Annotated in this window: 6 protein-coding genes and 1 pseudogene; 4 read left to right on the plus strand and 3 right to left on the minus strand. The window is 68.8% G+C overall.

Going from position 1 to position 12,484, the window contains the following annotated elements:
- Window position 1: 1 nt before the first annotated feature.
- Complete coding sequence (locus ACIOC0_RS05415) at window positions 2–280, minus strand: hypothetical protein (protein ID WP_402152668.1); 279 nt, start codon at window positions 278–280, stop codon at window positions 2–4.
- Between the two features lie 141 nt (window positions 281–421).
- On the opposite strand from ACIOC0_RS05415, the gene ACIOC0_RS05420 reads away from it, so the two are divergent.
- Both ACIOC0_RS05420 and ACIOC0_RS05425 read left to right on the plus strand, forming a co-directional pair.
- Window positions 422–8,275, plus strand: coding sequence for a ricin-type beta-trefoil lectin domain protein (locus tag ACIOC0_RS05420; protein WP_402152670.1), 7,854 nt, complete (start codon window positions 422–424; stop codon window positions 8,273–8,275).
- 76 nt (window positions 8,276–8,351) lie between these two features.
- Complete coding sequence (locus ACIOC0_RS05425) at window positions 8,352–8,906, plus strand: hypothetical protein (protein ID WP_402152672.1); 555 nt, start codon at window positions 8,352–8,354, stop codon at window positions 8,904–8,906.
- A gap of 131 nt (window positions 8,907–9,037) precedes the next feature.
- On the opposite strand, the pseudogene ACIOC0_RS05430 reads toward ACIOC0_RS05425, so the two are convergent.
- A pseudogene (locus tag ACIOC0_RS05430) lies at window positions 9,038–9,145 on the minus strand (DNA-binding response regulator); the annotation flags it as partial.
- On the opposite strand from ACIOC0_RS05430, the gene ACIOC0_RS05435 reads away from it, so the two are divergent.
- Window positions 9,135–9,371: a hypothetical protein gene (locus ACIOC0_RS05435; RefSeq protein WP_402152674.1), complete on the plus strand. Its 237-nt coding sequence runs from the start codon at window positions 9,135–9,137 to the stop codon at window positions 9,369–9,371. The pseudogene ACIOC0_RS05430 and the gene ACIOC0_RS05435 overlap by 11 nt on opposite strands.
- A 69-nt stretch (window positions 9,372–9,440) precedes the next feature.
- Here the strand turns inward: ACIOC0_RS05435 and ACIOC0_RS05440 are convergent, their stop codons facing one another.
- Window positions 9,441–9,989, minus strand: coding sequence for a DUF1062 domain-containing protein (locus ACIOC0_RS05440; protein WP_402152676.1), 549 nt, complete (start codon window positions 9,987–9,989; stop codon window positions 9,441–9,443).
- A 303-nt stretch (window positions 9,990–10,292) separates the two neighbouring features.
- On the opposite strand from ACIOC0_RS05440, the gene ACIOC0_RS05445 reads away from it, so the two are divergent.
- Window positions 10,293–12,464: a TerD family protein gene (locus tag ACIOC0_RS05445; protein WP_402152678.1), complete on the plus strand. Its 2,172-nt coding sequence runs from the start codon at window positions 10,293–10,295 to the stop codon at window positions 12,462–12,464.
- Window positions 12,465–12,484: the final 20 nt, after the last annotated feature.

Here is a 12,484-nt window from a genome sequence, read left to right on the forward strand (position 1 = left end):
ATCACACGATCTGCTCAACAGGTCCACATATGAAGATTTTAGGAACCTGTGACGATGCAATGGTGAGTGTTTTGGCGGTTGTTGATCGTGTCGCGACTTGCGGCATTTGCTCACCTGAAGTGCGGCCATAAGAGCGTGCTTCGGCCATCTGGTCTGTTTGGGCAAAGAGTTGATGATCAGTCACCACTTGTCCCGTGGGGCAGCTCACACCGACCTCCGGAACCCTCCCTGGAACGGCGTTGAACTGTGTGCGGGTCATGACAGAGGGTGCGATCGCCATCTGTCTTTCTTCTTGCATGCCTTGGTGGGGTCGACGCGTATGCGTGCTCAAAGTCCGCCGTCGTGGCTGGGGCGTTCGCGCCCGGTCAGAACGGAGTCACAACGACGGCGCCGCCGGCGAAGCCGTGCGGCGACCGTCCTAATGCTGTCCTCGGCCTTGTTGGTGAGCACCCTCAGCGCGCAGGCATGGGCGATACCCGGCCCCGGCATGACGCGCGAGCAGGTCAAGCTCCCCGATCTGCCGAAGAGCACCGCCCTCCCGGCCGACGAGGAGGCGGAGAAGAACCTCACCACCGCGCCCGAGGTCCCCGTCGACCCCTACGCGCCGACCGCGGTGACGCCCTGGGCGAAGGACACCGGTGTCGCCACCCTGAAGGCGGACACCACGCCCGGCACCACGGTCCCGGTCGACGACCTGCCGATCGCCGTCGGCGTGCCCGCGGGCGCCGACCCGGCCGCGCTCGCCGGTGAGTGGAAGGTCGACCTGGCCGCGCCCAGCACGTCCCAGGACGCCAACGTGTCCGGCCTGATCATGAAGGTCACGCCGCCTGCCACCGCCGACCCGACCGCGCAGGTCGCGCTCGCCGTCGACACCACCGGCTTCGCCGACCTCTACGGCCCGCAGGCCGCCGACCGCTTCGGCCTCGTCCTGCTGCCCAACTGCGTCATGGACGCGCCCGACAGCGGCGACTGCGCTCCCGACACCGGTACGACGACCATGTCGGGCAAGGACGAGCAGCAGCCCGAGCGGCTGCGCAGCTCGGTCCAGGTGGTCCCGGCGCAGAAGGCGCCCACCAAGACCACCGCCGCCAAGAAGGCCGCCACACGCAAGATCCTCACCGGCTCCGTCCCGGTCTCCGACCTGCTCGGCGGCAACCCGGGCGGCACGACGTCCGGCGCCTCCGCGCGCACGGCCTCCTTCCGAAGCGGCGACGTCCTGCCCGTCGTGGACGCCTCCGGCCCGCAGGTCGTCGGCGCCATGGACACCGGAGCCTCCGCCTCCGGCGACTTCACCGCCTCGCCGCTGCTGTCGTCGGGTTCCTGGTCGGCCGGCTCCTCCTCCGGCGCGTTCACCTACTCCTACGACGTGCAGGTGCCCGAGACCGCCGGTGGCCTCATGCCGAAGGTGTCCCTCGGCTACTCCTCGCAGTCCGTCGACGGCCGCACCTCCGCCTCCAACAACCAGGCCTCCTGGATCGGCGACGGCTGGGACTACAACCCGGGTTCCATCACCCGGACGTACGCCAACTGCCGCCAGGACTCAAAGAAGGAGGGCTCCAACAACAAGACGCACCGCACCGCGGACCTGTGCTGGGGCTCGAACAACGCCACCCTCTCGCTCGGCGGGATGACCACCGAACTGGTCTGGGACAAGGACAAGAACCAGGGCAAGGGCGAGTGGTTCACCGCCAACGGCGACGGCTCGAAGATCGAGCGGGTCCGCGACGACACGTCCGGCAACGGCGCCTACAAGGGCGAGTACTGGGTCGTCACCACCCGCGACGGCACCAAGTACCACTTCGGCAAGCACAAGCTGCCGGGCTGGGACAGCGGCCGGCCGGTCACCGACTCCGTGCTGACCGTGCCGGTGTACGGCAACCACGACGGCGAGGACTGCTACAAGGCCGGCGACTGGAAGGGCTCCGCCTGCACCCAGGCCTGGCGCTGGAACCTCGACTACGTCGAGGACGTCCACGGCAACGCCATGTCCCTGTGGTGGAAGAAGGACCGGAACTACTACGCCCGCAACTTCGACTTCAAGAAGCCCGTCCCCTACGACCGTGACGGCTGGCTCGACCACATCGACTACGGTCAGCGCGCGAACACCCTGTTCACCGCGACCGCCCCGGCCAGCGTGAAGTTCAAGGTCGAGGAGCGGTGCCTGCCCGAAGGCGGCCTGGCCTGCTCGGACGCCAACTTCGAGGACAAGGACCCGGGCAAGTACCGCATCTGGTACGACACCCCGGCCGACCTCAACTGCAAGGCCGTCACCTCCACATACACCAGGAAGTGCTGGAACGCCGGCCCGTCGTTCTGGAGCCGCAAGCGCCTGACGGAGATCACCACCGAGGCGCAGCGTCTCACCAGCACCACCGCCCGTCAGACGGTCGACAAGCACACCCTCAAGCAGAACTTCCCGGTTCTGAAGACCGGCCCCAACACCGCCCTGTGGCTGGAGTCCGTCCAGCGCACCGGCTACGACCGGGCGGGCAAGACCGCCACCGTCAACGCGGTGCGCTTCGAGTCCAACGCCGAGAACATGCCCAACCGGGTGATGCGCCCGAACGACCCGCGCCCCGGCTTCTCCCGGCTGCGCATCGGCCGCGTCATCAACGAGTACGGCGGCGAGACCGTCGTCACCTACAAGCCGGCCGAGGGCGACTGCGCCACCGGCACCGGCCTGCCGGACAAGAAGGACAAGGCCGGGCTGAAGGCCAACACCCGGCTGTGCTACCCGATGTTCTGGTCCCCGGATCCCGAGGCCGAGGACATCGACTGGTTCCACAAGTACGTCGTGGACACCATCGAGGAACTTCCCAACGTCGACGGCGCGTTCGCCACGAAGACGGAGTACCTGTACAAGAACCCCGGCTGGAAGCTCGCCGACGCGGAGTTCACGAAGAAGTCCACGCGGACCTACTCGCAGTTCGCCGGCGTCGAGCAGACCACGGTCATCACCGGCGCTGACAACGCCGACATCGGCTCCAAGCGGTCGAAGTCGGTGACCCGGTTCTTCCGCGGCATGGGCGACACCGTGTCGATGAAGGACATCACCGGCGCCGAGATCGCCAAGGACCGCGAGGCGTTCGCCGGCCGCATCGCCGAGGAACTCGACTACAACGAGCCGGGCGACGCCGACACCGACTGGGTCTCCCGCAGCGTCACCGTCCCCGCCGCCACCGAACTCGCCCACCGCGACCGCGACGACGGCCTGGACCCGCTGTACGCCTGGCGCGTCACCGAACCCACCGAGATCGCGTACACCAAGTCCTCCGGAACCAACACCGACGACCCCCGCACCGAGCGGACCGTCAAGACGAGCACCACGTACGAACCGGAGTACGGTCTGCCGACCCTGGTGGAATCCCTCGGCGACACCGGCAAGTCCGGCGACGAGTCCTGCACCAGGTCGGAGTACGTCCACCAGACCGCCAAGAACATCATCGGCCTCACCAAGCAGGTCCTGGTCTCCCCGACCACCTGCGCGGCCGCCGACTTCGGCGACCTGGCCACGCTCACCGGCGGCGCCCGTACCGCCTACGACGGCCAGACCTACGGAGCCGCGCTCGCCACCACCACCAAGGGCGAGGCCACCGAGTCCTGGTCGCTGAACGACGCCGGCACCGGCTGGCAGACCGGCGGCACCACCGAGTTCGACGACGTCGGCCGTGTCACCCGCATGACCGACATGGACTACAAGACCTCCGGGACCATCACCTACAAGCCCGCGATCGGTCAGGTCTTCACCGTCGTGGAGACCAACGCCCTCGGCCACGCCGAGACGCGCGAGGTCGAACCCGGCCGCGGCACGACCCTGAAGACCACCGACGCCAACAACCACGTCACCCAGGCCGAGTTCGACCCCCTGGGCCGGCTGGTGAAGGCCTGGGCGGCGGACCGCGCCCCCTCCGACTCGGCCGTGCCGGACTTCCGGGCCGTCTACACCATCCCCGAGTACAAGGAGGGCGAGGACCGCAAGCCCCCCTACGTCACCACCTACTCGCGCGGCTACGACGACCGCGTCGAGACCTCCGTCACCCTCTACGACGGACTCGGCCGCGAGCGGCAGACGCAGGAGCAGGCGGACGGCGGCGGCCATCTGATCACCGACACCCTGTACAACAGCTCAGGTGAGGTGTGGCAGACCAACAACGCCTACCTGACGTTCGAGGCCAAGCCCGGCGAGCTGTTCAGCCCGGTCAGCGACACCGAAGTCCCGAACATCACCCGCTACACCTACGACGGCTCCGGCCGCGTGCTGCAGGAGACCCCGGTCCTCAAGGTCACGGACCCGCTGACCGGCGAGTCGAAGTCGGAGCCGGTCCCGGCGCGGGCCACCCGCTACGAGTACGGCCTGGACTGGTCCAAGGTCGACAACCCGGAAGGCACCTCCGACTACCGCGTCTACACCGACGCCCTCGGCCGCACCAAGCGCGTGGACACGTTCAACGCCGCGGCACCCGGCGGCTTCACGTCGATGAAGTACGACTACGACACCCGCGGCCAGCTGGTGAAGGCGACCAACTCCGCCGACACCGCCCACCCGTGGACGTGGACGTACGACAAGCGCGGCCGCCAGGAGACCGCCACCGATCCCGACAGCGGCACCACCACCACCTGGTACGACAAGTACGACCGCGTACTGCACACCAGGAACGCCCGCGGCACCGAGGTCTGGAACAGCTACGACCTGCTGTCCCGGCCCACCGAACAGCACCTCAACACCGCTGACGGCCCGCTCCTGGCCGGCTTCACCTACGACCTGGCCCCCGGCGGCAAGGGCATGCCCCACACCGCCACCCGCTACACCGACGGCGAGGCCTACACCCAGCAGGTCAACGGCTACGACAAGGACTACCAGCCGACCTCGACCACGCTGACCCTGCCGCAGTCCCTCAAGGACACCTGGGGCCTGGACACGTCGTACACGTACTCCTACAAGTACAGCGACAACGGCGTCCTGGAGGAGTCGACGCTGCCGAAGGTCGGCAAGCTCGACGCCGAGAAGCTCGTCGTCCGCTACAACAAGGAGGGCAAGCCGCTCTCCATCTCCGGCAAGGACTGGTACGGCGCCGAGACGGTCTACGACCCCTACGGCCAGGTGCTGCGCTCCACGCTCGGCGCCCAGCCCTACCGGGTGTGGACGCAGAACACGTTCGACGAGTCCAGCGGCGAGCTCAAGCAGCAGTCCGTCTTCCGCGAGAAGCCCGGCGACACCTCCCTCGTCGGCAAGAACCCCAACAACCCGTGGCTGGTCTCGCAGCGCTCATACGCCTACGACCCGTCCGGCAACGTCACCTCCGTGCAGGAGGGCTCCCTCGGCATCGAGGAGCGGCAGTGCTTCACGTATGACCCGCTGGGACAGCTGAAGTCGGCCTGGACCGCCAAGGACCAGACCGCCTGCACCGGCCCGAAGAACAGCGACGGCACGCTCAACGTGGCCGCCGGCAAGGACAACTCCGGCTACTGGCAGGAGTACGAGTACGACCTGCTCGGCAACCGCAAGAAGCTGACCGAGAAGGACCTCACCGGCGACACCGCCAAGGACGCCACGACCACCTACGCCTACGGCAAGGCCGACGGCACCCAGCCGCACACGCTGACCAAGGTGTCGAAGACCTACACCACGCCGGCCGGCGCGCAGGTCAAGGCCGAGGCGGAGCGTCTGTACGAGCTCACCGGCGAGACCAAGACCGTCACCTCCGTCGAGAACGGCGACAAGCAGTCGCTGAGCTGGACGTACGACGGCAAGGTCGACCGCATCACCGGTCAGGGCACCGGCGGCAAGACCCCGTACGTGGGCCTCGCCGACAAGTGCCTGGACCTCAAGAGCGGTCTGGCCGCCGCCGGGCAGGCTCTCCAGCTGTACCCCTGCAACGCCTCCACGGCGCAGAACTGGCGTTTCAGCGCCACCCCGGGCGCCACGCAGACCGACCCCAACCGGGGCACGCTGAACGTCTACGACGACTGGTGCGTGCAGCCGGCCGCCAACACGGCCGGATCGGCGCTCCAGCTCCAGAAGTGCAACGGCTCCGCTGCCCAGGAGCTGAAGCGGACCGCCTCCGGTCAGCTGACCCACGTCGCCTCCGGCCTGTGCGTCGCGGTCAAGGACGCCAACTCGGCGAACTCGACCCCGCTCGCGCTGGCCGCCTGTGACGCCACCAAGGCCGAACAGCAGTGGTCGCCGCAGAACGACACCCGTCACATCTACGGCCCCGACGGCTCGCGTCTGCTGACCATCAAGGGCAAGCAGGCCACGCTGATGCTGGGCGAGGCCGAGGTCACCGTCCAGAAGGGCGGCGTCCTGGTCAACACCCAGCGCACCTACTCCGCCCCCGGCGGCGCGGTCATGCGTTACGCCTACGGCACCGGCGCGGAAAACCTGGTCGCCATCACGACCGACCACCAGGGCAGCGCCTACGCCGAGATCGCCCTCAGCGGCGAGATGCCGGTGCGGATCCGCAAGCAGGACCCGTTCGGCAACCAGCGTGCCGCGAGCACGACCGGCGTCAACATGCAGACGCACACCGGGTTCCTCGGCGCCCCCGAGGACGACGCCTCCGGCTACCAGCCGCTGGGCGCCCGCCTCTACGACCCCGTCGTCGGACGCTTCCTGTCCGCCGACCCGGTACTGGACCTGAACGACGCCCTGCAGTCCAACGGCTACACCTACGCGCACAACAACCCGGTGACGATGTCCGACCCGACGGGTCTGGCCATCTCGCTGACCGCCTCCGAGCGGGCCGCGGCCCTCGCCGGCGCGGGTCTGTCGGCGGCGCAGGTCGCGCAGGCGCAGTCGATGATGGGCAAGTCCATGACCTCGGTGATCCTCGCCGTGGCGTGGGAGACGCTGAAGGACTTCATCGGCATCAACGACGCGATGGCGTGCTTCGGCGGCGACATGTGGTCCTGCGTCGGCATCGCGGTCGACGCGATCCCGTGGACCAAGCTCGGGAAGATCCCGTCCGTCATCAAGGCCGTGAAGCGCACGATCAAGGCGATCGAGTCCTTCAAGGCCGCGAAGAAGGCGGCCCAGCTCGTCCTGAAGGCCGCGAAGGCGGCCGAGGCGGCGGCGCTGAGAGCGAAGAAGGCCGCGATCGAGCGAGCCAAGAAACTGGCGGCGCAGCGAGCGAAGAAAAAGGCAGCCGAACAAGCCAAACGAACAGCGGACAGAGCCGCAGCGGCAGCCAGGAAGACAGGCAACCGAGTCCAGAAGCAGGCCCAGGCCAAGGCAGCCCCGAAGGTCTCGTCCCACAGCGGCGGCGGAAAGGGCGGCGGCTCGAAGTCGGGCGGCAGCAAGCCCGGCGGTTCGTCAGGCGGCTCGTCCAAGAGCAAGGGAGGAACGAGCGGCAGCGGCGGCTCGGGCAAGGCCGAGGGCGGTGGCAGCGGCAGTGGCGGCTCCTGCCCGATCAACAACAGCTTCGTGCCCGGGACCAAGGTCCTCATGGCCGACGGCACCACGAAGCCGATCGACAAGGTCAAGGCCGGCGACAAGGTCGTGGCGACCGACCCGAAGACGGGCGAGACCCGCATCGAGACGGTCACGGCCGAGATCAAGGGCCAGGGTCTGAAGCACCTCGTCAAGGTCACCATCGATGTCGACGGCAAGAAGGGCGCCAAGACGGCCCAGGTCACAGCGACCGACGGCCACCCCTTCTGGGTTCCGGAGCTGCATGCCTGGATCAAGGCCACCGACCTGGAGTCCGGCGAGTGGCTGCAGACCAGCGCGGGCACGTACGTCCAAGTCACCGCAGTCGAGCGGTGGACGAGCCGTGGGGCGACCGTCCACAACCTGACCGTCGGCGACGTCCACACGTACTACGTGCTGGCCGGAGCGGCACCGGTCCTCGTCCACAACTGTGGCAACGGGGGCGGAGCCGATGCCGACCATCTGCAGGACATGGTCGACGACATGACCGATATCGCCGGCGCGGGCGCCGGTTGGCGCACCCAGGGTGCCCTGCACGCCGACACCCCGTCCGGGGGCCTCGACCTGGTCGCGGTCGGAGCACGTGCGGACCTGACGCAGCGGCAGTGGCAGGCTCTCCCCGACCTGGGGTCGGGCACTCTCGCCATCCGTGTTCCACAGCCAGCCCGGACCGTTCTGACGGAAAACCTGTGGCATGCCGAGGTGAAGCTGTGGACCGAGGCGGCGGGTATCCTCCAGATCCAGCCGCGCCTGCTCGTGGTCAGCAGACCGATCTGCCCCGCGTGTGCGAACTTCCTCACAGCCAGGGGCGCCACCATCACATCGGCGACCACGGCTGAGTGGTAGCCAGCGATTGAAGCTGTGTGGGGCGGGGCTTTCTCTGCCCCACACAGCTGTGTCAGTCCCCAAGGACGGAGCACTCATGCAGGAAACACCCCACGGGCCCGACCTGGCGTACAGCGCCTCCCTGGCTCTTCGCATCGGGGGCGCCGTCTTCGTCGCGTGTCCCGACGAACGCCTTCAAGCCGTGTACTACCGCGTGGACGCCGGCGTGCGCGCCGTATGGCGGCACCTGCGGGGATCCGAAATCAACCAGGAGCTGCTGCGATCGGCGGAGCAGGCGAACCACGAGCTCGTGCGGCGGGCTTCCGCTCTCACGGTGCCCGAGGAGTTCGTCACTGGGTTCCGTGACCTCGCGGCTGCTTCCCTCGGGCAGTTGGCCCGCGGCGAAGCGGTGTCCCGCGACGAGCTGTCCTCACGGGCCGTCGAGGTGGCCGGCTTCCTCGAAAGCGGGTTGCAGAGCGCGGCGGGCGCCGTCGACTTCGAGCGGTCCTGCCAAGCGTCCTGCGAGTCGTTGCTCGGCAGCTGGGCCGACGACCCGCTGTCGACGATGAGGCGCGTACGCCGTGAAACCGACGTATGGGCATTGTCGTATCAGCGCTTCGTACGGCCGGAAGTGAGCAGCCAGCCTGGCTGACCGGGTGGCGCGGGGCTCCGCCGGGCATGTCCGGCGGGCGCCGTGCGCGTCCTCGTCTCCCACCGCCTCGTGCCCAAACAAGCCCAACCGGGTACAACCCGGTGGGGCTCACCGTTCTCATCCGGCGCGGGTCAGCCCAAGATCCCCCGGTCGTACGCCGCTGCCACCGCTGCTGCGCGGTCGTTGACGTCGAGTTTTGGCGTAGAGATGGGTCAGGTGGTTCTCACCGTGGCCAAACGGTGGCTGAGGTCGGACGACCAGTTCCGCGTGGCCGTCGCGATCGGCTTGGAGAACGAGACGTACGTGGCCGATTCCTGGGAGGCGATCGCCGAGCTGGCGGAACCGCTCAGGGAGAGGTTCCCCTCGATGGCGGCTGACGTGGATGCGTGGATGGCGAGAGCCGAACCCGCCTACGAGAGGCTGAAGAAGGGCTCCTTCTTCGAGCAGGGCGCCCAGGACGCCTGAGCACCGTGCTGCCCACCGGATCGCCTCCGGTGGGCAGCACTGCTTTGTCGACCGAGGCGGAATCGGCGCTCAGCGTTTCAGTCTGAAGGTGAAGTCGCCGGCGAGCTTGCCCCGCAGTCGGACCGCCGACACGAGCTTCTCCTCCGCGATCAGTCGCTCCACCTCCGCCCGCGACAGACCGCACCCTTCGGCGATGAGCCGAACCGGCCGGACGGGGATGCGCGCCGTGAAGCGGACCGAGACGTCGATCACCTCGCGGTCCAGGTGATCCGTTCCGCTGGTGTCGAGACGCCAGGCGTCGTCCCAGTCGAGGGCGACGCGATTGCGTCGCAGCACGACCGGGTCCTGAAGCACCTCGGCGGTCAGGCCGAGGTCGTTGGCATGCATACGCTCCAGAAGCTCGGGCCGCAAGGAGCGCACGTTCATCCGCTCCAGGACCGTCAGCTTCGCCGTTACCCCGCACCCGGTGCAGAGCACGAGGAGCCAGGCGTCGAGGAGCTTGTGGTTCGCGTTGACGCGGAACTTGCCGCTCGCCCGGAAGCGCGCGGACGCGCACGTGTGGCAACGGCGGATGACGAGCGGAAGGCAGGTGGGCATGACCACCCAGGTGTTGAGCACAGAAGTACACCGGTTCCAGTGAGAAGACCGCAGCAGAAAGGAGCGCGGCGCACGATGGGCGCGACGCGCGACAGATCAGCGCTCGGGAAATCTCACAGGGTGTACAACGGCCGGCCTTTCACTGGACGACTTGGAGGTGCGGCAGCACGGTAGTGCCGCACAGCGGCGCCGTTCCACAGGTTTTCGAGTGACCCACCGAAAGGCACAGAGTGGCCCGTTGGCCCCACGGGCCGCCCTGACAGTGCGTCAGCGGATGGAAAAACCCCTGTGCGCCGACTCGTACACCTCTGCGATCATCCACGAATGGCGCACAGTCTCGAATCGCTGGTCATCCGGCACACCCACCGCCTTCCGTCCCCCAAGGGCTCCGCCGGCCAAGGAAGCGCCGCCGCACGGCAGTTCGACGCCGCACTGACCTCCGTCGGCTTCAAGCTCTCGGCGGAGCTGCTGCAGCGACTGTCGGGGCTGTCCGAGGCCGCGGTCCTGTACACCGCCAAGCGGACGCTGACCACCGTGCGGGAGATGGTCGGCGACCACGTCCGGCACAACAGCTACTTCATCGACTTCCCGGCCAACGTGCCGGACACCGAAGAGTTCTGGATGCGGTGCGTCGCGAAGGCACTGGCCGACGAGAAGTCGCGCGCGAACGTGCTGACGCAGGTCGCGCACGGCGTCCTCGACCTGCTCAGCCTGCCCACGTACGGCCGCTACCAGCACACCTACGAGGAGATGCTCGCGGCGCAGGACGAGCTGATCGCCGCGGCGGGCGACCGGGTGACCGTACTGCACCTCGGCGGCGACCTGGACGACGAACTCACCGGTCTCTACCTGACGTTGGCGGGCAGCATCACCCCGCTCGGCGACCAGGACCTGCTCGACCTCGCGACCCTCGCCGGACGGTGCGCGCTCGGTCCCCAGCCGGAGTCGATCCCCGTCCGGGAGAACAGGGCGGTCGTCAACGCGGCCCGGTTGCAGGCCGGCGCGGACCTCATGCTCGACACCGTCACCGACGTGCTGAGGCTCGCCTGCGCACTGTCGGGCGGCGACGTGACCCTGCAGGAGCCCACCCGGTTCCGCGCCTTGCCCCGGCCGGTCCGGCGCGCGCTGCTGGCCGGCCTCGACACCGTGGTCGCCGCGAACCCCGCCAAGCTGGCCGACGTCCACCTGCACCGCGAGCCCTTCAAGCGGCTCGGCGAGCGCCTCCACCCGCACGAGTACCCGCGCTGGCCGCACGCCGCCGACGTGTTCGCCGTGGCCCGGGGCGAGAAGGAGGCGCGGTCCTTCGACGGCCGCGTCGAGAAGCTGCTCGACGACGCCGACGTGCTCGGCGCGGTGCGGCTGCTCAAGTCCGCGCCGGGCAAGCTCTTCCGCGCCCTCGACCACCTGCTGCGCCTCGCCGCCGACCAGGAGGAACGGGACACCGTGGTGGCCGCCGCGATCGAGGTCGCGCCGGAAGTGTCCGGCCGGGTCGTGCTGTCGGTGCGCGAGCACTTCCACAACCGGGACCGGGAGACCGCCGAGCCCCGCATCTTCGTCAACCGCCGCGGCCGCGCCTGGGTCACCCCTGACTCCCGGCGGCCGGTGCCGGCCGCCGACCGCGACCGTCTGATCGCCGCCCTCGACGCGGAGACACGCCGCCGCCTCCCGACGCCGGGCCGGCTGCTGCTCGACCCCGACGTCCTCGACGTGGCGCTCCCGCTGAGCGGCCGGGCGACGGCGGCCGGGCTCGGCGTCCTGCCGCGCGGCTCCACCTCGGCGGTCGACGGCGAGAAGCTGCGCTTCTTCGTGTACTGGAAGGAGAGCGAGCACCGGACCGACTTCGATCTCTCGGCACTGCTGCTGCACTCCGACTACAGCACCGACTCCTGGCTCTCCTACACCTCCCTCAAGACGGTCGGGGGCACACACTCGGGCGATGTCACCCAAGCACCCGACGGCGCCTCCGAGTTCATCGACCTGACCCTGGACCGCGTACGCAGCACCTTCATCGCTCCCCAGGTCAACATCTACGCCGGCGAGAGCTTCGACGACGTGGAGGAGTCGTTCTTCGGCTTCATGCTCCGCGACGGCGAGCAGAAGGGCCGTCCCTTCGAGCCGCGCACGGTGCGCATGAAGTCGGAGCTGCGCGGAGTGGGCCGAGTGGCGCTGCCGCTGGTGTTCCGGCGCGAGGACGACGGCCGCTGGCGCGCGAAGTGGCTGCACCTGTACCTGAGGGGCGTCTCCGAGGCCAACCGGGTCGAGGAGAACCAGGTGTCGGTGTCCAAGGTCGTGCGCGCCGTCGTGGAACGCGAGCAGCTCACCGTGCGGCACCTGGTCGAGCTGATGTCCGACGCCACCACGACAGTCGACCTGTGGGACGGCGGGCAGGTCCCGGACGAGCCCGTCACCTACATCGGTCTCGAACGCCCCGAAGGGCTCCACCCGGACTCCAGGGTCATCACCCTCGAAAACCTCCGCGACGTGATCCCCGCCTGAGTGCTAGCGTTACCCGCGGC

Origin of the sequence: Streptomyces sp. NPDC088254 (assembly GCF_044740925.1) — a bacterium.
Lineage (GTDB): Bacteria > Actinomycetota > Actinomycetes > Streptomycetales > Streptomycetaceae > Streptomyces.